The organism is Micromonospora maris AB-18-032 (assembly GCF_000204155.1).
GTDB lineage: Bacteria > Actinomycetota > Actinomycetes > Mycobacteriales > Micromonosporaceae > Micromonospora > Micromonospora gifhornensis.
In genome coordinates this window covers 2,477,880-2,499,687 of the sequence record NC_015434.1, presented here as the reverse complement: position 1 = coordinate 2,499,687, position 21,808 = coordinate 2,477,880, and the positions used below count along the sequence as shown (strand labels likewise).

The window sequence follows — 21,808 nt, the reverse complement described above, 5'->3', positions numbered from 1 at the left end:
GCACCCGACTGCCACCACTTGCACCCCCGGATTTGCGATTGCTGCCGCACCCACCGGCGACCGCCTCGTGGGGCTCGAGGCGCTACGTCACAGCCTGACTGCCGCCATCGACGTCGACCACGATGAGTGGCCTGACATCGTTGCCGCTTACGGCCGGTGCTATTACCAGCAGCCGCACGACCAGGTGATGACTCAGCTCGGCCGAGACTTGGCAGTGCTGCAGCACCAAATCGCTGTCGACCAGGGAGAGCGGCGACCGCTTCTCCTGAAGGCAGCAGGTCAGCTGTCGGTCATTATCGCGCTCGGCCTTGTCGCGTCCGGGCAAGCAATTGCCGCCCGCCGGTGGTGGCACACCGCACGGCGGGTCGCCGATGAGTCCGCAGATCCCGACGCGCAGATCATGGTACGAGCCTGGGATGTCGTGAACGGCTCCTACGACGGCCGTCCAGCTGTGCAGGTGGTGGCCGTGTCAGATGAGGTTCTTCCGCTGCTGGATGGGCGGGCCAGCGCTGCTACCTGTGGTCTGCTTGCCGGCCTGGCGCAGGCACTGTCGTTGGCCGGCCGGCACGCGGAGGCCGTCGCGACGGTCCAGCAGCTGGCCCGCATGGCCGAGCAGCTCCCGGCCACCGTGGTCGACGACGTCGAGAGCCTGTGGGGGTGGCCGGAGCATCGGCTGCGGCACACCGAATCCTGGGTGTACACGCACGCCGCCGACTACAGGCGGGCAGGCGAGGCCCAGGATCGTGCGCTCGCTCTCTACCCGGCGTCGCAGATAAGGCTGCGTACGCAGGTCGAGCTGCATCGAGCGGCGGCACTGATCCGAACGGGGCATGTTCCGGACGGACTGCGCCTGGCTGCCGACCTGCTGGACCGTTTGCCGACCAGTCAGCACAACGAGCTCGTCCGCAGTGTGGCGCGGCAGGTTGTCGTGGCGGTGCCTGACAGCGAACGGAGGCAGTCGTCATACCGCGAGCTTCTGGAGCGAGTCCGGTCGTAGCGGTGCCCGCGGCGTCAGATCCGATCGCCGTGCGAACTAATGTCCGGCCATAACATCCAGGGGTGCTCACCTATCACAGTGTCGCCCGTGATGAAGCCCATCAGGTCTTCGACGCCCTGGAAGACCTGTACGCGATCGTTTACGCCGAGCCGCCGTACAGTGAGGGGCCGGAGCAGGTCGCCCGATTCCGCGAGGGCCTACCGGAGGAGACGACGCGGCCGGGATTCCGCTTGGTCACCGCCACTGACGGCACCCTGCTGCTCGGAGCCGCCTACGGATGGACGATGGCAACCGGTACCTGGTGGTCGCGCGCTACCGAGGATCCGCCGCCCGAGATCCGTGACGCGGACAAGTTCGCCGTGATGGAGTGGATGGTGCATCCGAGCCATCGTAGGCAGGGTATCGGCGCAGAGCTGATGCGCCGGTTACTTGCTGGCCGTTCCGAGCAGTACGCGACGCTAGCTTCGAATCCCGTCTCTGCGGCCCGTCGCATGTACAAGCGGACGGGGTGGCAACAGGTCGGCACGTCGGCGCTCTCCTGGGGGCCGACGATGGATCTGCTGGTTCTGCCGCTACAGCTACGCCCGACTGCGTAGTAGAAGCCGGTCCAGCCAGCTGGCGCCGAACCCTCGCAACGAGTCGAGGCGGTGTCTCGGCTGCTATCCGCCGCTGCGTGTTCTTGTCTGCCGACTGCGCCAGCCACAGCGTCACCCATCGCTTACCGGTTGCACGAGGCGACGCCGTAGCCCAGATCACCGGTCATTGCTGCAAGATGATGTCTCATGTTCTTGGATCAGCGGCAATTCCCCTTCCTGGCCGATCTTCGGGCACGGTGGGAGGCGATCCGGGACGAATGTCTTGCTCTGCCGCAGGACAGCTACCAGCCGTGGGTGCAACGCGAGATGTACGGCCAGGGCTGGAGCGTGTATGGCCTGGTCGCCTTCGGCGAACGGATCGAGGAGGCCCTCGCCGCATGCCCGGACACTGCCTCCGCGTTGACGACGATCCCTCACCTGACGACCGCGGGATTCTCCCGGATGGCTCCCGGCACCCACATCACACCCCATGAAGGCTGGGTGACGACCGTGTACCGGGCCCATCTCGGACTGGTCGTGCCGCAAGACTGCGCACTGCGGGTAGGCGACGAAACCCGGCAGTGGAGCGAAGGCCAGACCCTCGTCTTCGACGACACCGTCACCCACGAGGCGTGGAACTACGGCTCCAGCGACCGCATCGTGCTCTTGTTCGACTTCGCCCGTCCCGGCTGCGAGGACATGCCGCAGGACGAACTACCGACCACAGTGGCAGACCTCGTACGACGCAAGGGATGAGCGATACGCCCGAGAGCGTCTCCACGGCCCCGTCTCATCCTGCCGTCCTGAGAACCAGCCGGGACCCGATGAGCGCCACCACGCCCGGACGCATCACGCTTCCGGCAGCGCCGTTCGCGACATGAGCGGATGTCCAGTAGCCGTGTGCTGAACTGCGAACACCACTCCTCGCCGCCTCTGGAGAGAGGGGTGCCTACTTTGGGCGTACAGGCAGCTGTGGCCCGTTGGGGTTGTTCGCGTTCCATTGCCGACGGAACGCCGCCGCGCGCGCCTCAGCCGCCGCGCTACTCAAGTTACCCCGGGCAGTCTGCGCACCGACCCGGGTGGTCTGGCCCGGCGGTGTGAACACGTGGGAGCCGCCCGGCTGGTGCCCCGCATGAACCCGACCGGAGGTCGCAGGGCCGTCCATGGTGCCCCACTTACGCGACCAGTCGCGGACTTCCCGTCGGATCCTCCGCGTGACACCGCGGTAGGTCTGCCCCGGGGTCACCTTCCACCGCTTCAGCGCTCCGACGTATACATCGGGCACGAAGTCAGCAGCCGCACCGGTACCCTTGCCGACCGCCTGCCCGGCGCCCGCCCCCGCCGCGCGCTGGGCTCCCCGGACCGCCGGGATGACCTTGCCAGCGACCTTGCCCGCGACCCAGGCCACTCCACCGCCGGCTACCTGGCCCGCCATGGCTTCCGCAAACCCCCGGCCATACCACTCGGCCCGCTGGTTGTACGGGTCCACCGGCAGCTCCTGTCCGGGCTTGACGGCATTGACCATTCCGATGCCGAAGGCCTTCAGGTCACTGCCCTCGATCCGTCCCTTGCCCTCGACGTACCGCTTCGCCTCCGGATGCGAGACCTGCGGCTCGAATGGCATCGGAGCCTCGATGATCAGCTCGGGTAGATTGATCACCTGGTGCCGACCACCCCAGCCGTGAGTGGACGCGGCGTCGCGCTTGCGCTTGGGACGCACCGGCCAGCGCCGCGCGTTGGGACGGGCCTGCGCGCCGATCCGCATGGCCGCCACGTGATCGCTGAGCCGGATCTGCGGCGAGGTGACCGGCCGGAACGGCACCCGCGGCACAACCGGTGGTGGTGACATCGGTGGAGGTCGGTGAGCCTGCGGTGGTCTGTGGGCCGGCTGCGGCGGCCGGTAGACCTGCGGCGAGACCGGCGGGCGCGGGGTCGGGCGGACCGGCGGCACCGAGGGGGTCGGGCGGACCGGCGGCTGTGGACGGGGAGTGAACGAATGTGTCCAGGGCCTGCTCGCCGGTGCCGGGCGTGGCACCTTATGCACCGCCGCCAACAGGGTGGGAGTCAACTGCGCGGCGAGATCCGCCATCGTCGGCCGATGGTGCGTAGGACGGTGGTGGACGGGACGGTGATGGTGTGGCCGGTGATGCGCCACCGGCGGCTGGGCCCGGGGCTCGGTGCGAGGCGCCGCCGGCGCCTCGGCCGGTCGGGGCCGATGCACCGGCACTGGGGGTGGCGGTTGCGGGCGCGAAGCGCTGGGCGCCGGGGTCGGATAGCTCATGTTGTCGCTTCGCTGACCACCGCACCGGTCTTCACCGGGTCCGCCGCCTCCAGTCGGATCACGTCGTCCACCAAGGCCAGGTTAAGCCCGACCTCGTCGGCAGCGAGTTCCAACGCTGCCTGATCGATACCGCGGGCCGCGCAGAACTCCTGCACGGCCGCGTTCTCCAGCGACAGCGGCAGGTCGACCGCGTTCTGCAGCCAGTGGGTGACCGCCAGCCGCAGCAGCGGCTGGGGCGCTTCGTCACCGAGTTCGGACACCAACTCATCGCGCATCCGCTCGGCGTTGCGCCGCAGGTACCGTTGCAGCTTTCCGCCGTACCCGTCGGTGATGAACTGGGCCAGCCGCGACAGCACCCCGGCTGCGGTGACGATCTGCGCCTGGTCGAAGCCGTACCGATCGAGCAGGTGCCGCACCACCCGATGGGTGTCGCTGGCCGGGTCATCGACATCCAACAAGACCGCGGGCTCGATCAGGCCGAACCGATGCAGGTCGTCGGTCAGCTCGCGGGAGCGCTCCGGGTCATCCCCGGCGACCGCGTTGAGTAGGCAGAAGACCAACTCGGCCCAGCGATCCGCCTCCGCGGCCCATGGGATAGCACCCAGGCCGTCGAGGTGCCGAAGGGACAGTTCACGAAGCTCACTGGGCAGGTCCATCGACACCTCACGGGTTGCGAAGCCAGTTCACCTGAGCGGCGGCCGACGCGGCCGGTATGGCGGTCTTTGCTTGCGGCCTGGCCACGCTACCGCTCAATACGCCAACGTCACATCGCCTGTCTGTGCCGGTAGTTGCACGAGACGGCCATTACCTTGGGGATCCGGTACCGGTGTGAAACGGGATTGGCCTTCTTCGTATTTTGCGTTTCATCCACGTCGGGCGCGCCGCGGTCGTCCACGCATGACCAGACGGCGAAATGGACTACGACCACCTAGCCGAACAACTAACGCCGCAGCCGCTGGCCCGCGATCATGGTTGCCATCGCCGGCACCACCATGACCGAAGCCGTCGACAACACCACCCATATCCGTGACGTCGGGACGACATCACCGCACTCCGGCGCGTTCACCGTTGGGGGCCCAGCGCCGGCGCGAACAGGTCTCACAGGTGACCGTGGCCCGGCGGCGGAGACCTTCCGGCGTGAACGAGAACGAGTCGGCGAACGTGCCGAGCCGGTGGTGTCGCTGCCGCTACTGCTTTCTGACGCCCGCGGCGCTCTGCCGGCTGCATGATCGAGTGCACTCAACTCGGCACGTGCGCGCACGGGGATCGAGCCGACGCCTGCGCCGGACATCTACGGAGAGTGACGGCATTTCCGGCCTTCCGGCGCGCTCGCTCGGCGGCATGAGCGTGACGTCGCCCGAGGTAGCTTCTGCGGATGCCTCATGATCCGTTGCAGGACATGCCCGCCGAATCTCGCGCGGAGCTGACGGCGGCTGTCTGCGCTGCCATCGACATCGATCAGGCTACCGCGGAGGACATCATCCGCTCGACTGAGCCGTTTTTGGACGCGATGGAACGAGCCGGTGGCCTCGTGGACTCATGGGGTGGAGGCGAGTTCTGTTATGTCCTGCCGAGGCTGTTGTCGTTCATCCGGCAGACCGCCAATCCGTAGCGCGATCGACGATCCCTCCGCCCTGTCACCGGCGCGACCGCACGGCACCTGACTCAAGTGATCGTGACGCTGCGCGGCGCGCGGTCCGCGCCTAGATCCGTGTACCTGGGTCCCAGGTGTGACCGGCCTGACGGAGCCGGCCTCGGCGACGTCCGGAGGCGGAGCATCAGAAATGGTGCATACGTGGCTCGTCCCGACCACGGGGCAACCATGATTGCGAGGAGCAGACCATCGACAAGGCCGACACGATCACCCTCTGGCGGCCCACCGGGCAGGCCGAACTCGACCTTGTGGAGGCGTCAGGGTGGCGGGAGTGGCCTCCACGCCTGCCGGACCAGCCGATCTTCTACCCCGTACTCAACCGCTGGTACGCCACGAAGATTGCCCGCGAGTGGAACGTCCCTGCCGGTGGCGTCGGCTACGTGACTCGGTTCGAGGTCCAGCGTGAGTACATGGACCGTTACGAGGTTCATCAGGTCGGTGGCCGCGACGTGCTGGAGTACTGGATCCCCGCAGAGGAGCTTGCCGACTTCAACGCCCACCTCGTCGGCGCGATCACCGAGGAAGCCGACTATCGCGGCCCTGTAGGCGACCAGGAGTTCACCGACGCCCACCATGCGCTGGGCCGAGCCCTACCGGCCGCGTGGCGGACGTACCTGCAAGGTGCGTCGTGGTTCCGGCGAGGCTGGATGACAGGCGAGGCGTACGTTTGGCTCAACACCCCACGCGAGATGCTTGAGCTGCATCACGCATGGCACGAGAGCACCGACTTGCACCCCGGCATCGCGATCATCGGCGGCGACGGATCCCGTGAACAGCTCGTACTCGACCTGCGCAGCGACCCCGCACCGGTGCTCCTGGTCGACATCACGAGCAGCGGATGGGACAACGCCATCCGGCAAGCCGATGATGTCGACGAGCTCATCAACCGCATCGAGGCGGGCACCTTCGACTTCGACTTCGACGATTAGCGGACACGGGCAAGCATGGTCGAACGCGCACCTCACGGCTACTTGTTTCATTGACCTGCGACCGTTGCCCGGCCAGGCTTCGGTCGAGGCGCCCGGGTTGTCGCTCTCATTGCGGCTGCCCACGCTGGTCGTGTGGCTCTCATTTGGCCTGCGCGGCCCGGGCGTCGCCCCAGGGCGGGGAGAGGCTCAAGAGGGGTTTGCTCGGCTCGAAGTAGCGTTGCCCTCCCGGCTCGACAACCCAGGTGGATCGAGCATCGGAGGACACGTTGACTGTCACACCGAGTCGTGTGGTCATCGGGATGGACCCGCACAAGCGTTCGGCAACGATCGAGGTCATGGCTGGCGACGAGACCGTCGTCGGCGGCGGCCGGTTCGACACCGACCGCGACGGCTACACGGCGATGCGAAAGTACGCCGGTCAGTGGCCGCACCGGGTGTGGGCGATCGAGGGCTGTCAGGGCATCGGCCGGCACATCGCCAACCGGCTGCTGGCCGACGGCGAGCAGGTCGTCGACGTTCCACCGAAGCTGTCCGCCAGGGCGCGGGTGTTCGCCACCGGGCAGGGCCGCAAGACCGACGCCACCGACGCCCACTCCATCGCGCTGGTCGGCACCCGCATGACCGGACTACGCCCGGTGGTCAACGACGAGCAGCTTGCCTTGCTGCGGATCCTGGTCGACCGGCGCCGTTGCCTCGGTGTCGACCACACCCGGATGGTGTCCCAGCTGCACCAACTGCTGCTGGAGCTGATCCCGGGTGGGGCGAAGAAGAGTCTGTCCGCCGCCCAGGCCAAGACACTGCTGGCCACGGTCCGGCCCCGCGACGCGGTCGGCAAGGCCCGACGGCGGGTCGCCGCGGAGCTGATCGCCGACCTCGAACGGATCTACCGACGCTCCAAGGAAGCCGACAAGGAACTGAAGGAGCTGGTCGCTTCCACCGGCACCAGGTTGATGGACCTGCACGGCATCGGACCCTCCGGCGCCGCCCGGCTGCTGGTCGAGGTCGCCGACATCACCCGGTTCCCCGACCGGGCTCACTTCGCCTCCTGCAACGGCACCGCCCCCATCGACGCCTCCTCCGGCGAACAGGTCCGCCACCGGCTCTCCCGCGCCGGGAACCGGCAGATCAACCGGGTGCTGCACATCATGGCCACCGTCCAACTCCGCAACCCCACCGAAGGCCGCGCCTACTTCGACCGGAAGAAAGCCGCCGGCAAGACCTCGATGGAAGCCATGCGCGCCCTGAAACGACGCCTGTCCGACATCGTCTACCGAACCATGATCAGCGACGCGGTAGCCACGGCGGCGGGCCCGGGAGGACAACGGGGAACGACTACCGACTCCAACGTGACCGACTCTCATCCCCAAGCCAGCTCTTCGGAGAAGTCACTTCCCAGACCCGCCGAAACCCAGCATAGAACTCTCCTCTCGGCGGTGTCTTGACACAGAGGGGAGCCAGATGTGCGCAGGCGATCAGCCGACTTCGTGTCGATGGTCAAGCCACGCCCGTCCGCCGAGGGCTCGTCGCCGGGCCGGTAGACGAAGCCGAGCAACTGCCGGTAGAACTCCGCCAGCGCCCTCGCGTCGGTGCTGTCCAGCACCACCGAGCACAGCTTGGGCACGCGCTGTTGGTCGGCCGTCCCCGATCACCTCCGAACGCCATTCTGGCCGCAACACGGCACCGTCGCATCCGCGGCGACGCCCCGGGTCGAGCGGTTCGCACTCTTGACACCCACCGGCCTCCGGAGTGGACGATGCGGTATGCGGATTCTCGTGATCGGTGGCAGCGGCCTGATCGGCGCCAGCGTGGTGGCGGTGCTGCGCGAACACGGCCATGACGCGACCACAGTCGCCCGCACCGCCCGGGACGGTGTCGCCCACCGCCTCGACGTGGAATCCGCCTCGGTCGACGACCTGCGGCGGTTGCTCGCCGGGCACGACGGCGTGGTGTACGCCACCCGCACCGACGAGCAACGGCCACTGCCCAAACCGATCTATCCGACGTTCCGTCGGGACAACGTCGACCCGGTGGTACGCCTGTGCACCGCGGCCCGCCGCGAAGGTCTCACCCGGGGCGCCGTGATGGGCTCGTACTACACCTACTTCGACCGGCTCCACCCGCAGTGGCGCCTCGCCGAGCGGCACACGTACATCCGCTGCCGCCTGGAGCAGGCCCGCGAAGGGCGGGCGGCGGCCGGCCCGGACCTGCCGGTCGCCGTCCTCGAACTGCCCTTCGTCTTCGGTCGGGCCGGTGACCGGCTACCCAACTGGGCCGGGCCGCTGGACCGGTGGGCGCGCTCGCGTACCCCGCTGGTAGCCCCGACCGGCGGGACCGCCGCGACCTCGGCGCGCAGCGTGGCCGAGATCGCGGTGGACGCCCTGGAGCGGGCCAGCGGGGCGGACATCCCGGTCGCCGACGTCAACCTCACCTGGACCGACATGCTCACCCGCATCGCCGAGGCGGTCGGTCGCCGCCGCCGGGTCGCCCGACTGCCGGCCGCCGCGGCGCGAGCGGCCCTGTGCCTGGGCGGCGCGGCACAGGCTCTCGGTGGCAAGGAGTCCGGAATCAACCCCACCTACCTGGCCGACCTGCTCCTCGCCGACCTGTTCATTGAGCCGACGACCGGCCGCCCGCTGGACGCCGCGCTGCGCGAAACCTTCGCCGCCCCGTAGCCAGGACGGCCGTCGCCGGGATGCCCCGACGCCCTCGACTGCGCCACTTCGGAGCCCTGTCGGCGATCAACGCTGGCTCCCGGCCCGGCTACGCGGCGGCACGAGCGCTCTCAGCAGGCCCGATTCCACGTCGTACTCCAGCCCCGCAGCCCCGCAGCAACGTCAGTCCGGAGCGGCACACCCGGGCGGGCCTCATCCGTACGGCGCAGGCCGTGCAGCGCCGAGGCAAGCAACTGGCGGGCGCCCTCGTCGTACGGCTCCTCCTCAACCAGCCTGCCTGGTCAGGTCTCCGGCGGCTTCCGGAGGCCCAGCGCGATCAAGGCCCCGGCGTGGCCATTCCGTGCCGAGCGGCGCAGCGCCTCCAGCCGGGCCACCGAAAGCTCGTCAGGGGTCACCGCAACATCGAACTACCCAGACCGTCCCGTGGCCGAGCAGAGAGCCGTAGGTGTAGGAACGGCATTCGTACTAGCCGAACCGTCCGCAACATCGGCCACGAGTGGACGCTGACCTGGCGCGCGGTCTGCGGCATGAGCGCGTACCTGATCTTGTCGTCTGTATCGCCGGGCAGCAGCGCAAGAGGACTTCTGCCGTCAGTCGACGGCTCTCCAAGGTCGGCGACGGCAGCCTTGTTGTCGTACCTACGATCGGTGCCATGAATAGAGGGGCGTGGCTCATCGTCGGGTCGCTGGTTGCCACCCTTCTTGTCATTGCCGGCCTCGCGCTGTTTCTCCGACGGGTCTGCTGCACCGATAGGTGACATCTGAGATGGCTTGCCTTGTGGGCAGGCTGGAAGGATGTCGCTGTGCCCAAGCCCTATCCCCGAGAGTTCCGTGATGATGTCGTGCGTGTCGCTCGTGACCGTGATCCAGGCGTGACGGTTGAGCAGATCGCCAAGGACTTCGGGGTGCACCCGATGACCTTGTTCAAGTGGTTGCGCCAGGCCGACATCGACGCCGGTGCCACCCCTGGGACGTCCAGCAGCGAGTCGGCCGAGCTGCGGGAGGCGCGTAAGCGGATCAGGTTGTTGGAGCAGGAGAACGAGGTCCTGCGTCGGGCCGCTGCGTATTTGTCGCAGGCGCATCTGCCGGGAAAAGGCTCTACCCGCTCGTGAGCGAGCTGGCCGCCGACGGGATCCCCGTGGCGGTGACGTGCCGGGTGTTGAACATCGCTCGTCAGCCCTACTACCGGTGGCTTGCCCGCCGTGTCACCGACGCTGAACTGGCGCAGGCGTACCGGGCGGACGCGTTGTTCGACGCGCATCGCGACGACCCGGAGTTCGGATACCGGTTCCTGGCCGATGAGGCCCGCGATGCCGGCCAGCCGATGGTCGAGCGCACCGCCTGGAGGATCTGCTCGGGCATGGGCTGGTGGAGCGCGTTCAGCAAGCGCAAGCGTCGGGGCAAGGGCGGCAAGGTCGGTCCGCCAGTGCACGATGACCTGGTCCAGCGGGACTTCACCGCCGACGGCCCGAACCGGTTGTGGCTGGCCGACATCACCGAACACCGAACCGGTGAGGGCAAGCTCTACCTGTGCGCGATCAAGGACGTGTGGTCCCACCGGATCGTCGGCTACTCCATCGACTCACGGATGAAGTCGAGGCTGGCCGTCAACGCCCTGCACAACGCCGTAGCCCGCCGTGGTGACGTGGCCGGCTGCGTGCTGCACACCGACCGCGGGTCGCAATTTCGAAGCCGGAAATTCGTCCGTGCCCTCCACCAGCACCACATGATCGGGTCGATGGGCAGGGTCGGCGCCGCCGGTGACAACGCTGCCATGGAGTCGTTCTTCGGCCTGCTGCAGAACAACGTCCTCGACCGCCGAACCTGGACGACCCGGCAGCAGTTGAGGACCGCGATCGTGACCTGGGTCGAACGGACTTACCACCGCCGTCGACGCCAACGATCCCTGTCCCGGTTGACCCCTATCGAGTACGAGACCATCATGACCCCACCGGCCAGTCAGGCCGCGTGACTACGACTGTCACCTATCGGTGCAGCAGACCCGACAACGGGTAAACGCGGATAGGTCCGATCGAACGCTGAGGGAAGCTCGCCGCGCCATCCGCCAGAGCGGACGCGACCAGCGTCACCGACACAGGGGCAATATCCGCGGCAAGGGATACGGCGGAGACGACAACCAAGGCTATAACGCAGGCGTCTCGAGCGACGGCGGCGGGATGCCGTAAAGCGACGTCGACCAGCCGGGGCAACTCCTCGTTAAGACAGCTTGGATCGCGGCAGGAGCGGATGGCCTGGCCGCTACAACCTGAGTCCATGACGCACGATGAATTCCAGGACGTCGGCCGCCTCAAACTCCGGGTCGCCGCCATCGTGGAAGTGGAACCAGACCTCCTCGCGGCAGTGACCATCATCGACCGGGAATCCCCAGTAGTCGCCGGTGCCCACCGGCGCTATCGCGATGAATGTCCGGTCAGGGAACTCCCGGTCGTTGACCGACTCGACGTCGTCGTCGCCGGAGCCGGCGCTGACGATCGGGAACAGTTCGACGCAGCCGACCACGCCACCGCCGTAGCGCATCATGAAGGCCTTGTACGTCTCCGGCAACGTCACACCGAGTTGCTTCTCCAGATCGGCGACCTCGGCGACGGTGGCGGTGCGTCCTTCGATGAGCGCGAAGCCGTGCTCGGCTAACGAGGCCACCGACTTCTGACGCAGTGGCTCGACCAGGGCGTCGAACTCCACGACGTTCATGCTGCTCAGTCTGCGCTCCCACCCGTGCAACATGTGTGTGCGGGGTCGCCAGCTGCGGATACGAGGAGCTGACTGGCTTTCAACGCAGGTGGAGGCGTCTGCTCCTGAGGATCGCGGGTTCCGCCGCGATGCCGGACGATCCCTGAATGGAGACCATCCATCTGCTGCAGGCGAGAGTGACCATGCCGCACCTGGATCAGGCCACCGACGCCACCTGGCTGGCCATGCTGTATGACAGCGCCAGGGCACTGCACGGTGTGGTCACGCCCTCGGTCGAGGAGCGGACGGTCGACTCAAACTGTGCGACTGCGTGATGCCAAGCGGTTGAGCAACCTGGTCAACCGCTTGGGTCTTCCTGGTCGCTGCAGCCGAACAGCGAGACCTTCACATGATCCACTCGGTGTTCGTTGACGTCCCAGAGGGAACATCTACCGGAGCGCAGGGCTGCGGGTCGCCACCACGGCATAGCTGAATCAGCCGCTCCACGAGCGGCACCTGCATGTTCTGACCGAAGATGAACGCCGGGATATCGCCTACCACCAGCCGAGCCGGCTCGGCGACCTCCTGTTCAACTGGTTCGACTGACCGCCTTCCGCGCTCACCGTACGGCAAATCCGGGCACCTCGAACTCAAGGGACGAGCGGCGTCGGCCGGTCGTCTAGCTCACGGCGCCAGACACGTTGCCAGCGCTCCTCGGCTGTAAAGGCACGCCAGCGTGCGGCGGGGCCGTCCGGATGGACGCCACAGGTCGGGCATGCGCGGCCCGGGCGGCGCCTCTCGACGCCGCATGCCAGGCAGTGCCTGTCGACGCTGATTCCGGCATCGTGGCGATCGAGGACCGCTTGCACGACCGTGGCGAGAGGTCCCGTCGGGTGATGCTCAGGGTCGGGACAGTAGGCGATCCCGGACCAGCCCCACGAGTTCCAGGGTGGCGGCGTCCGTGGGAGTCGCCTGCCAGTGGCCTTCTCTCGACGCCGCAGGGCAGCGAACTCCTGCGCACGCGGCACGACCACGTCGCGTGTCCGCTGCAGTTCGTCAACGGCACGCACGAGCGCGTCGAGATCGTCGGTGAGACTGCGTGGGATACGGGCGGCGACGACCAGATGGTGCCAGGTGGCGCGGAATCCGTACGGGGCACAGTGCAGAGCGCACTCCCGCAATGCGTAAAGCCTGCGCTGCGGCGAGAGCGTGCTGTCGCGGACGCGGCGCGCCTGCGCAGGAAAGCTGGTCACGGAGCAATGATGGCGCTCTCCATCAGACGGCACGACCACGTTTCGGTACCCGGACGAACCACAACGCAGGACGAGACAGCCCTCAGGGTAAACACACGCACGTCGACATGAGCAGATGCCGACCGACGATGTCGGCTCCGCCTGAAAACTGACCCCGTGGTTCCGGCTGAATTTTGACCCCTTCCGGAAGCATCGGGAGGTGCTGAGCGTGGAGGACTGGGCGGAGATCCGTCGGTTGCACCGGGCGGAGCGGATGGCGATCAAGGCCATCTGTCGTCGGCTGGGGGTCTCGCGGAACACGGTGCGCAGGGCCTTGGCCAGTCATGAGCCGCCCCGCTATCAGCGGGCGGCGAAGGGTTCGATCGTGGACGCGGTGGAGCCGCAGATCCGGGCGTTGTTGGCGGAGTTCCCGGACATGCCGACGACGGTGATCATGGAGCGGGTGGGGTGGACCCGCGGCAAGACGGTGTTCGCCGATCGGGTGCAGCAACTGCGGCCGTTGTTCCGCCGTCCGGACCCGAGCCAGCGGACGGAGTATCTGCCGGGAGAGCTGGCGCAGTGCGATCTGTGGTTCCCGCCGGCGGACGTGCCGTTGGGTTTCGGGCAGGTCGGCAGGCCGCCGGTGCTGGTGATGGTGTCGGGGTATTCGCGGTGGTTGTCGGCGGTGATGATCCCGTCGCGGCAGTCGGCGGACCTGCTGGTCGGGCACTGGACGTTGATCTCCGGCTGGGGGCCGGGTGCCCAAGGCGTTGGTGTGGGACAACGAGTCCGCCGTCGGGCAGTGGCGGGCCGGGCGGCCGCAGCTGACCGAGGCGATGAATGCCTTCCGCGGCACCCTGGGCATCAAGGTGATTCAGTGCCGGCCGGCGGACCCGGAGGCCAAGGGCCTGGTGGAGCGGGCCAACGGCTATCTGGAGACGTCGTTCCTGCCCGGACGCTGCTTCGGCTCACCTCAGGACTTCAACGCCCAGCTCACCGAGTGGTTGGTGCGGGCGAACAACCGCCAGCACCGTGTGCTGGGCTGCCGCCCGCTGGACCGGTGGGATGCCGACCGGGCCGCCATGCTGCCGCTGCCACCGGTTGCGCCGGTGGTCGGCTGGCGGCAGACCACCCGACTTCCCCGCGATCATTACGTGCGCGTGGACGGCAACGACTACTCGGTGCACCCGTCGGTGGTCGGGCGGCGGGTTGAGGTCACCGCCGACTGCGACCAGGTGCAGGTGTTCTGCGACGGCCGGCCGGTGACCCGGCATGACCGGTGCTGGGCCAAGCATCAGAGCATCACCGATCCCGCCCACCGGCAAGCCGCCGCGGACCTGCGCGTCGCTGCCCAACGCACCCCGACGACCGCCGTCGACGCCCAGGTCGAACGCCGGCCGTTGAGCGACTACGACCGCATGTTCGGCCTCGATGCCGAGGTGGCTGCGTGATGGCCGCCAAGACCAGCCGCAACGTCGCCTCGGAGATCGCGTTCCTCACCCGCGCTCTCAAGGCGCCGTCCCTCGCTGCCTCCGTCGAGAGGCTGGCGGAGCGGGCCAGGACCGAGTCCTGGACGCATGAGGAGTTCCTCGCCGCCTGCCTGCAACGCGAGGTCGCCGCCCGGGAGGCTCACGGCGGTGAGGGACGCATTCGGGCAGCGAGGTTCCCGGCCCGCAAGAGCCTGGAGGAGTTCGACTTCGAGCACCAACGCTCTCTGAAGCGGGAGACCATCGCCCACCTGGGAACCCTCGACTTCGTGGCGTCGAAGGAGAACGTCGTCTTCTTGGGCCCGCCCGGCACCGGCAAGACCCACCTGTCCATCGGCCTCGGGATCCGAGCCTGCCAGGCCGGGCACCGGGTCGCGTTCGCCACCGCCGCCCAGTGGGTGTCCCGCCTCGCTGATGCCCACCACGCCGGCCGGATGCAAGACGAGCTGGTCAAGCTTGGCCGGATCCCGCTGCTGATCGTTGACGAGGTCGGCTACATCCCCTTCGAAGCCGAAGCGCGAACCTGTTCTTCCAGCTGGTCTCCAACCGCTACGAACGAGCCTCGCTGATCGTCACCAGCAACAAACCCTTCGGCAGGTGGGGCGAAGTGTTCGGCGACGACGTCGTCGCCGCGGCCATGATCGACCGCCTCGTCCACCACGCCGAGGTCATTTCGATGAAGGGCGACAGCTACCGGCTCAAAGACCGCGACCTCGGCCGCGTCCCCGCAGCCACCAAGACCAACGACTGAACATCAACAACCAGCGAGGGGGTCAAAATTCGACCGGAACAGAGGGGTCAAAGTTCAGCCGGCGTTGACAGACGACCAGGTTGGCAGAATCCGCCTATCCCCACGGCGGCCTGGGATCCTGTCGTACCTGACCAACTCGACCTATCTGCACCAATCACGCCTAGACGCTGCATCTCGCCGCTTGGAGTTCGGCCACGACGGGCTGCTGAGCTTCTCGGTTTGGCGGCTGGCGTTCCTCACGGCGGGAAGGGCGTCGCGACGAGCGTGGCGCGGTGGCGGGCTGGTTCTCCCGCCACCGCGCCGTTGTTGTCTGCTACTCGGGGGTGGTGGTGTTCGGTGGTTGGCGTGTGCCGAGGATCCGGACGGTGGTGCTGAGTTTGATCGGCTTGTCTTCGGGTCCCTTGAGGAACGGTTCGATGGTGATGGTTTTGCGGAGGCGTCGGCCTGGTCCGTGGGCCTGGTTGCGTTCGTGTCCGGAGACCCAGTAGCGGTAGTCGGGTTGTGCCCGGCTGCGTTTCTGGCTGTTGGGGTTCGGTTCGGTTGGCGGTGTGGTGGTGGGTGGTGTGATCCGTACCAGGCGTACGTCGGGTGTGGGGCGTTGTTGTCGCTGGTAGGCCTTGGTGATGGTCTTGGGGAGTTTCGCGGGTACGGCGTCGGCCATGTGTTGGTTCATCAGGAGCCAGGTGGTGATCAGTGGGCCGAGTGGGTGGTGGCCGTCGATGGTGGTGCCGGCGGGGAGGTGTTCGGTGTGGGTGGGGATGAGCCAGCCGATGTCGTGTCGGAGTGTGGGCATGAGGTCGTTGGTGAGGCCGGCGCCGATGCTGCGGTAGGCCAGGAGGTGCCAGCCGTCGGTGTGGGGTGTCCAGGACACGGCGGCTATCTGGTGGTGTTGGCCGATGGGGTGTGGCCAGGCGAGGAGGCCGCTGCGGGTGGGGGTGATGCGGTCGGTGACGGGTGCTGGTGGTTGGTTGCCGGTGACGTCGTGGGTGAGGCGGGTGAATTCGGGGTTGATCCAGTACAGGGGTGCGCGGTCGAGGTCGTCGGCGAGGGTGTGTCGGGTGGTGCGGGTGTTCAGTGGGTCGGGTAGATCGGCGGGGCTGCGTAGCAGGCGGGTGAGCCGGTCGCGGATCTTGGGCAGCATGTCGGGGGTGATGGTGGCGGGTGGCCAGTCGGTGGTGGTGATGAGGGTGCGTCCTTCGCGGGTGAGGACGATGGCTCGGTGCACCATGCCGAGGATGGTGTGGCGGGGGTCGTGGGGGTGCCAGCCCATGAGGGCGGCGCTGGCGGCGGTGAGGGTGTCGGGGTCGTCGGCTTCGATGTGCTGGGCGCAGCGCAGGCAGACGTGCCAGTGGGTGTTGTAGGTCTGGATGACCTCTCGGGTGCCGCCGAGGCCCTGGGCTTCGAGTTCGGCGGTGCGGTAGTTCCAGACGGGGTGGGTGGCGCTGCAGATGTGGCAGCGGTCGTAGACGTCGTCGATGAGGTGGGCGGGGACGGGGACGGGTGGGTGTCGGTCGGTTTCGCTGACCGGGTGCCGGTAGTGGATCTGGTCGCCGTGCCGGTGGGTGGTGAGGCTGTAGCCGCAGGTGGCGCAGGCCATCAGGGTGCCGAGGTTCATGCGCCGGTCCCCCGGTCGGTGGAGTGCAGGTCTCGGGGGCGTGGTCCGCGGCGGGCTGCGCGGGTCGGCATGCGCAGGCCGGGGGTGTAGATGACGTGTTGGTTTCCGCCGCCGTGTTTGGCGTGGTACATGGCGATGTCGGCGCGGTGCAGGGCGACGTCGCCGAGGCTGTCGGTGCTCTCGACGCAGGCGACGCCGATGCTGGCGGTGACGGCGATGGTGCTCAGGTGACCGTCGATGTCGAGGCGGGCGGGTGCGGCGATGACGGCGACGAACGCGGCGGCGATGCGGTCGACGTCGTGGCGGCAGACGGGGAGCAGAGCCGCGTATTCGTCGCCGGAGAGCCGGGCGGCGACACCGCCGTGCAGGTCGGTGAGTTCCTCGATGCGGTCGGCGATGGTGATGAGCAGGTCGTCGCCGGTGTCGTGGCCGTGGGTGTCGTTGATGGTTTTGAAGCCGTCGAGATCGATGAGGATGGCGAGGATGGGTTGTGGGTGGGTGGTGAGGGTGGTGTGGGTGGTGTGGGCGGCGAGGAGTCCGGCGCGGTTGAGTAGGCCGGTGAGGGGGTCGTGGGCGAGTTGCCAGGCGGCGTCGGTGAGCGCGGCGCGCAGGCGCCGCGTTTCGGCGACCATGTGGCGGGCCCAGGCGGCGGAGACGATCGCCACGGTGGTGGTGGCGATCACGGCCAGGGTGGTGAACACTGGGTTCCTCCATTTCTGGTGGAGAACCCGGGACGCACACGTTTCGTAGGCGGAGGCGTCCCGGGTCTGGATACGACGAAGGCCCGCCGGCGGCGGGCCTTTTCCTTGTGTGGTGCCGGTAGCGGGGGCGGTGTCGTTGTGCCGCCCGGATTGGGGCACCGGTGGTGGGGCGGATGGTGGGCGGTGGTCGAGGTTGTCTCGGGGTCCGCGCGGCGGGTGGCTGGTCAGGTGGGTAGGTTGCGCAGGAGGTGGTGTGCCAGCCAGTCGCGTGCGGTGGGCAGGACGATGAAGTAGGTGGCGCCGACGCGTCCGGTGGGCTCCCAGACGCGCGTGTCGGGTGGGTTGACCGAGGCGATGACGACGAGGCCACGGCAGGTCAGGGGGCGTCGGACCCGGGCTACGAGGTCGGTGCCGATGATGATCAGTGGGCGGCGGGTGGCGTAGCGGCGTCCCTCGGGGATGGACGCGGCGTAGTCGAATTCGCAGCCGGCGTCTCGTTGCACGGCTTGTAGTTCGGCGCGCAGCAGTCGGCTGCCGGTGATGGCGATGGGCGGGAACCAGGCAGATGCGGTAGGCCGCCTGCGGGCGGTGCGTCCCAGGCCGGGCCCAGCCGGTGGGTGAGCGGCCGGGTTGCCGGATTTGGCGGGCGACGGGAGTCCCGGTGGCGGCGGGGTGTTGAGAGAGCGGCGGGGCGGGTGGGCGGCTCGGTCGGCGTGCAGCGTGGCGGTCAGGTCAGCCGGGATGACGGCGTAGGGTTCCACGGCGCGAAGCACCTCCGACGGGTCGAGGATCGTCTCGATCAGGCCGAGTTGCAGGTTGATCGGCTCCCCTTCGGCGTTGGTGGTCGGGTTGTTGGTGAAGTCGGCGACGGTGGCGAAGTAGGTGTGGTGGGGGTTCCAGCCGACCTGGATCGTGTAGCGCTCGAATCCGGGTCGGGGTGTGAGCGTGTGGGTGGTCATGTCTCTCCTTCGGTGGCTATGACGGGCCGGTGCACGGCCAGCCGCGTCAGGGTGTTGCGGATTCCGGGTAGAGGACTGCTCGGGGCAGCTGTCAGGTGCGGCGGGGGCACGAAGACCAGCCCGCGTCGGGATCGGTCGGCGTTGCGGTCTGCTCGAACATGGACGGTGGGAGCCCGGCATGCAGCGCCTGCAGCAGCAGGTCGGCAAGCCGGTATCCGGGGTCGACCTGCAGGGCGCGTTCTGCTGCCATGGCGGCCAGGGCGCCGTCGCCGCACCGCCAGGCGGTGATCGCGAGCAGGGTGGCCGGTGCGGGGACGAGGGTTTCGTGGGCGCGGCGGGTGATGTCGGTCCAGAACGTGACGTACTGGTCGGTGGGTGGGCTGAGGTCGGCGGCGAGGTCCCGGACGGACAGGCGGACCAGCAGCACGGTGAGCCAGGCGGCCTCGTCATCGGTGAGTGCCCGGTCGGGGTGGCGCAGCGCCGCCCGGACCGCTTGCGGGCCGGCTTCGTCGACGGCGGCGGTGTCGTCGGCGAGCAGCGCCTCCAGTCGGGCCACCGCCGTGTCGGTCGCCTGCTGCATACGGTCGCGGGCGGCGCCGGTGAGTGGTGCGAAGCGGGCGGCGACGGCGGCGCGGTCCGGGAAGGCGACCAGCCCGGCGGCGGTGGCCTGCACGGCGACCAGTGAGGCGGTCGGGTCGAAGGGGGTTCCTTCCGGCGGGCAGCAGGCCCGGTTGTCGCAGAGCAGGCTGACGAATCGAGTACCGGTCACGCGGAGGATTTCCTGGACGGTCATGCCTTCGGCGGTGAACGTGTCGCGGACGGCGTGCAGGGCCGGGTCGACGTGCTCGGCGGTGCCGTAGCCGACGAGCAGCAGTTCGGTGATCGGCTGTTGCTGGTGCAGGACCGGGATCAGTCGGCCGGCGAGGTCGCGGATCTGGTGGGCGGGTGCGTCGGGGGCCGGTAGATCGGTGCGGGCGGCGAAGACGACCCGGCCGTGGCGGGAGACGATGACGACGATGCTGGCGTCGGTGGGGTGGAAGCCGAGCAGGTACGGCACGGCGGTCACCACGTCGGCCGGTGAGCGCAGGGTCAGCTTTTCGGTGAAGGACACGCTGTTCTCCTCGTGAGGGTGTGCGGGCGGGATGGGTGTGGCGCGTGCAGGTGAACGCGGGTCACCGCGCGTCGGTCCGGCAGCGGCGTGCACGGGCGGCGGACCGGGGATGGGTTTTGCCGGTCAGTCGCTCTCGGGATCCAGGAACTGATCGATACCGGCGGTGTGGACGGTGGCGGTCACCGTCATCAGCTCGTGGGCGAGGCCGGCCAGGGTGTGGTGCAGAGCGACACGCACGGCAGCGTGGGCGGCGGCGCCAGCGTCAGCGGAGGTGGCGTGGCCGCGAAGCCACGTCTCGTACTCGTGCCGCCACGGCACCCGCCATCGGCCGTGCTCGCCGGTGGCGTAGTCCGACTCGGCCCCGCCGTACGCCTCCCACGCCGCACCGAGACCGGTGCTGGTCACCGCCCGCATCACCTGCGATGCCGCGTCGCAGGCCTGCTCCACGGTGCGGGCGACGACCAGCAGGGTCAGCTCCACGACCACTGTGATGTGGTGGGCCCGCGGCAACGCGTCGAGCCCGAGACCGGTCAGGAACCGGTCGACCCTTCGCGCGCTGGGCTGGTAGGGGCCGTCGAATTCGGCGTCGACCAGGGCACGGATCGCGCGGGCGCGTATCTTGCGCCGCAGGCCGACCAGGGCATCGAATGCGGCAGCCCGCTCCGCCGTCGCCGCAGCAAGGTCATCGTCAGCGGTGGATTGCCCAGCGCTGGACGACTGCGACACTGCACTGTCGTCGGGGCTGTCGGCCAGCCACGTCAGCCCGGTCAGCACGATGCCGGCGGCAGCCAGCGCCGGCAGGTGTGCCTGCATCGCCGTACGGGCGGCGTGGTGTGCGTCGGCCGACCGGCTCGCCGTGGCCCACACGTGCAGTCTGACCTGCACGGTGATCCGGTACCCCCGCACTGTCGGCGGGTCGTTTCCCGCGGGCTGAAGTGACCCCTATCGGCCGGACACCTCGATGTCTGTCAGGGACTCTCGGTGGATCTTCTCGTAGGTGTCGGGGCTGACGTTACCCAGACGGCTGTGTCGGCGGCGAGGATTGTAGAAGCCCTCGATGTAGGAGAAGACCTCCATCTCCAGCTCATGCCGTGACGGCCAGGCCCGGGTGTAGACCAGTTCGGTCTTGAGGGTGGCGAAGAACGTCTCGGCCATGGCGTTGTCGTAGCAGTCGGCGACCGAGCCCATCGACGCGAGGACGCCGCAGGAACGCAGGGTTCGGCCGAACTCGAACGACGTGTACTGCGTCCCGCGATCCGAATGGTGAATGAGCTGATCGCGGGCGGGCCGACGATGCTGGATGGCCATGCCGACCGCGTCGAGGATCAGCTCGGTGCGTAGATGGTCGGCCATCGCCCACCCGACGACTCTTCGGGAGTAGGCATCGACCACCACAGCGAGGTAGAGAAAGCCTTCCCAGGTGCGCAGGTAGGAGATGTCCGCGACCCACAACCGGTTCGGTGCCGCAGCGGTGAACTGCCGCTGGACCAGGTCCGGCGCGGTCGACGTTGACGCGGCCTTGCGGCGGGGCTTACCGCGCCGCCGGCGGTGGGCGCCCTCGATCCCGGCCAGCCGCATCAGCCGGGCCACCGCCTTGCGGTTCCACCGGTGGCCGCGCTCGTGCAACTCAGCGGTGAGCCGGCGGGCGCCGTAGACGCCGCGGTGCTCTGACCACGCCTGCCGGGTGATCTCGACGCGCTGCTGGTCGTGGCGTTTCCGCTCAACAGCGCGCTGACGTCCCTGCCGAAGCCAGTCGTAGAAACCGCTGTGCCCGACGCCGAGAAGTCGGCAGAGCAGACGGACCGGGTAGATGGTCTTCTCCGCGTCGATGAACCGGTACACGTCGGTACGATTCACCGCTCCGTCTCGCGTGCGAAGAAGACCGCGGCTTTTTTCAAGATCTCTTTCTCCAGCTCCAACTGGGCGACCTGCCGCCGCAAACGCACCAGTTCGGCCCGCTCGTCAGCGGCCAGATCGCTCGGCCGGCCGCCGTCACGTTCCTGCCGCATCCGATCGACCCAGTTGCGCAGCGTCTCGTGGTTGACGCCCAACTCCCGACCCACATCCCGAATAGTCCGACCGGAGTCGAGCACCAACGCCGCAGCCTGACGGCGGAACTCCTCGGGGTACTTGCTCTGTCGAGCCACAGCGTTT

General features: G+C 68.4%; 20 protein-coding genes and 4 pseudogenes. 12 read left to right on the top strand and 12 right to left on the bottom strand.

Features of this window, described 5'->3' with window-relative positions; all coding sequences use genetic code 11:
- The first annotated feature begins 67 nt into the window (after positions 1 to 67).
- The 3 genes from VAB18032_RS11455 to VAB18032_RS11445 all read left to right on the top strand — a co-directional run bounded on the left by VAB18032_RS11455 (position 68) and on the right by VAB18032_RS11445 (position 2,328).
- The gene (locus VAB18032_RS11455; protein ID WP_013732989.1) at positions 68 to 997 is read left to right on the top strand and encodes a hypothetical protein; all 930 of its coding nucleotides are present in this window, start codon (positions 68 to 70) and stop codon (positions 995 to 997) included.
- Between the two features lie 62 nt (positions 998 to 1,059).
- Positions 1,060 to 1,593, top strand: a complete 534-nt coding sequence (locus VAB18032_RS11450) for a GNAT family N-acetyltransferase (protein ID WP_013732988.1) — start codon at positions 1,060 to 1,062, stop codon at positions 1,591 to 1,593.
- 186 nt (positions 1,594 to 1,779) lie between these two features.
- Positions 1,780 to 2,328: an aspartyl/asparaginyl beta-hydroxylase domain-containing protein gene (locus tag VAB18032_RS11445; protein ID WP_013732987.1), complete on the top strand. Its 549-nt coding sequence runs from the start codon at positions 1,780 to 1,782 to the stop codon at positions 2,326 to 2,328.
- A 193-nt stretch (positions 2,329 to 2,521) separates the two neighbouring features.
- On the opposite strand, the gene VAB18032_RS11440 is transcribed toward VAB18032_RS11445, so the two are convergent.
- Entirely contained in the window at positions 2,522 to 3,394 is an 873-nt protein-coding gene (locus VAB18032_RS11440) for a hypothetical protein (RefSeq protein WP_148272242.1), read from the bottom strand.
- 455 nt (positions 3,395 to 3,849) lie between these two features.
- Positions 3,850 to 4,509, bottom strand: coding sequence for a hypothetical protein (locus VAB18032_RS11435; RefSeq protein WP_013732985.1), 660 nt, complete (start codon positions 4,507 to 4,509; stop codon positions 3,850 to 3,852).
- Between the two features lie 248 nt (positions 4,510 to 4,757).
- Here VAB18032_RS11435 and VAB18032_RS32825 point away from each other — a divergent pair.
- The 4 genes and pseudogenes from VAB18032_RS32825 to VAB18032_RS11420 all read left to right on the top strand — a co-directional run.
- A pseudogene (locus tag VAB18032_RS32825) lies at positions 4,758 to 4,887 on the top strand (histidine decarboxylase); the annotation flags it as partial.
- Positions 4,888 to 5,228: 341 nt separating this feature from the next.
- Complete coding sequence (locus tag VAB18032_RS11430; RefSeq protein WP_013732984.1) at positions 5,229 to 5,465, top strand: hypothetical protein; 237 nt, start codon at positions 5,229 to 5,231, stop codon at positions 5,463 to 5,465.
- Positions 5,466 to 5,695: 230 nt separating this feature from the next.
- Positions 5,696 to 6,043, top strand: a pseudogene (locus VAB18032_RS11425) (ADP-ribosylation/crystallin J1); the annotation flags it as partial.
- A gap of 692 nt (positions 6,044 to 6,735) precedes the next feature.
- Positions 6,736 to 7,878, top strand: a complete 1,143-nt coding sequence (locus tag VAB18032_RS11420) for an IS110 family RNA-guided transposase (protein ID WP_013732982.1) — start codon at positions 6,736 to 6,738, stop codon at positions 7,876 to 7,878.
- On the opposite strand, the gene VAB18032_RS32070 is transcribed toward VAB18032_RS11420, so the two are convergent.
- The gene (locus VAB18032_RS32070) at positions 7,794 to 8,036 is read right to left on the bottom strand and encodes a VOC family protein (protein ID WP_232510875.1); all 243 of its coding nucleotides are present in this window, start codon (positions 8,034 to 8,036) and stop codon (positions 7,794 to 7,796) included. The genes VAB18032_RS11420 and VAB18032_RS32070 overlap by 85 nt on opposite strands.
- Positions 8,037 to 8,196: 160 nt before the next feature.
- Between VAB18032_RS32070 and VAB18032_RS11415 the strand changes: the two genes are divergently transcribed.
- Both VAB18032_RS11415 and VAB18032_RS11405 read left to right on the top strand, forming a co-directional pair.
- A complete protein-coding gene (locus VAB18032_RS11415; RefSeq protein ID WP_013732981.1) occupies positions 8,197 to 9,108 on the top strand; it encodes an NAD-dependent epimerase/dehydratase family protein in 912 nt (303 codons plus the stop codon).
- An 802-nt stretch (positions 9,109 to 9,910) separates the two neighbouring features.
- A protein-coding gene (locus tag VAB18032_RS11405) for an IS3 family transposase (RefSeq protein ID WP_086011265.1) occupies positions 9,911 to 11,079 on the top strand; the annotation gives its coding sequence in 2 pieces (ribosomal slippage) (positions 9,911 to 10,195 and positions 10,198 to 11,079; 1,167 coding nt in all).
- A gap of 287 nt (positions 11,080 to 11,366) precedes the next feature.
- Here VAB18032_RS11405 and VAB18032_RS11400 read toward each other — a convergent pair.
- Positions 11,367 to 11,819 carry an SMI1/KNR4 family protein gene (locus VAB18032_RS11400; protein WP_013732979.1) on the bottom strand — a complete coding sequence of 151 codons (453 nt, stop codon included), beginning with the start codon at positions 11,817 to 11,819 and terminating at the stop codon, positions 11,367 to 11,369.
- A gap of 146 nt (positions 11,820 to 11,965) precedes the next feature.
- Here VAB18032_RS11400 and VAB18032_RS32065 point away from each other — a divergent pair, with 146 nt between their 5' ends.
- Positions 11,966 to 12,133: a hypothetical protein gene (locus VAB18032_RS32065; protein WP_013732978.1), complete on the top strand. Its 168-nt coding sequence runs from the start codon at positions 11,966 to 11,968 to the stop codon at positions 12,131 to 12,133.
- A 315-nt stretch (positions 12,134 to 12,448) separates the two neighbouring features.
- Here the strand turns inward: VAB18032_RS32065 and VAB18032_RS31645 are convergent, their stop codons facing one another.
- A complete protein-coding gene (locus tag VAB18032_RS31645) occupies positions 12,449 to 13,051 on the bottom strand; it encodes a hypothetical protein (RefSeq protein WP_148272241.1) in 603 nt (200 codons plus the stop codon).
- A gap of 199 nt (positions 13,052 to 13,250) precedes the next feature.
- Between VAB18032_RS31645 and istA the strand changes: the two are divergent.
- Both istA and istB read left to right on the top strand, forming a co-directional pair.
- Positions 13,251 to 14,481 (top strand): annotated as a pseudogene (gene istA, locus VAB18032_RS11395) (IS21 family transposase).
- Positions 14,481 to 15,268, top strand: a pseudogene (istB, locus tag VAB18032_RS11390) (IS21-like element helper ATPase IstB). The pseudogenes istA and istB overlap by 1 nt, the downstream one beginning before the upstream one ends.
- A gap of 313 nt (positions 15,269 to 15,581) precedes the next feature.
- Here the strand turns inward: istB and VAB18032_RS11385 are convergent.
- From VAB18032_RS11385 to VAB18032_RS11355, 7 genes are all read right to left on the bottom strand, one after another.
- The gene (locus tag VAB18032_RS11385) at positions 15,582 to 16,883 is read right to left on the bottom strand and encodes a hypothetical protein (RefSeq protein WP_013732976.1); all 1,302 of its coding nucleotides are present in this window, start codon (positions 16,881 to 16,883) and stop codon (positions 15,582 to 15,584) included.
- Positions 16,880 to 17,584 (bottom strand): GGDEF domain-containing protein, encoded by a 705-nt coding sequence (locus tag VAB18032_RS11380; RefSeq protein WP_013732975.1) that lies wholly within the window; start codon positions 17,582 to 17,584, stop codon positions 16,880 to 16,882. Before VAB18032_RS11380 ends, VAB18032_RS11385 begins: the two co-directional genes overlap by 4 nt.
- Before the next feature lie 224 nt (positions 17,585 to 17,808).
- Positions 17,809 to 18,543: a CpaE-like family protein gene (locus VAB18032_RS11375; RefSeq protein ID WP_013732974.1), complete on the bottom strand. Its 735-nt coding sequence runs from the start codon at positions 18,541 to 18,543 to the stop codon at positions 17,809 to 17,811.
- Positions 18,544 to 18,634: 91 nt separating this feature from the next.
- Positions 18,635 to 19,654, bottom strand: coding sequence for a DUF4192 domain-containing protein (locus tag VAB18032_RS11370; protein ID WP_013732973.1), 1,020 nt, complete (start codon positions 19,652 to 19,654; stop codon positions 18,635 to 18,637).
- 123 nt (positions 19,655 to 19,777) lie between these two features.
- Positions 19,778 to 20,539 (bottom strand): hypothetical protein, encoded by a 762-nt coding sequence (locus VAB18032_RS11365; protein ID WP_148272239.1) that lies wholly within the window; start codon positions 20,537 to 20,539, stop codon positions 19,778 to 19,780.
- 57 nt (positions 20,540 to 20,596) lie between these two features.
- Complete coding sequence (locus VAB18032_RS11360; protein WP_013732883.1) at positions 20,597 to 21,511, bottom strand: IS3 family transposase; 915 nt, start codon at positions 21,509 to 21,511, stop codon at positions 20,597 to 20,599.
- Positions 21,508 to 21,801, bottom strand: coding sequence for a transposase (locus VAB18032_RS11355; RefSeq protein ID WP_013289120.1), 294 nt, complete (start codon positions 21,799 to 21,801; stop codon positions 21,508 to 21,510). Before VAB18032_RS11355 ends, VAB18032_RS11360 begins: the two co-directional genes overlap by 4 nt.
- Between the last annotated feature and the right edge of the window lie 7 nt (positions 21,802 to 21,808).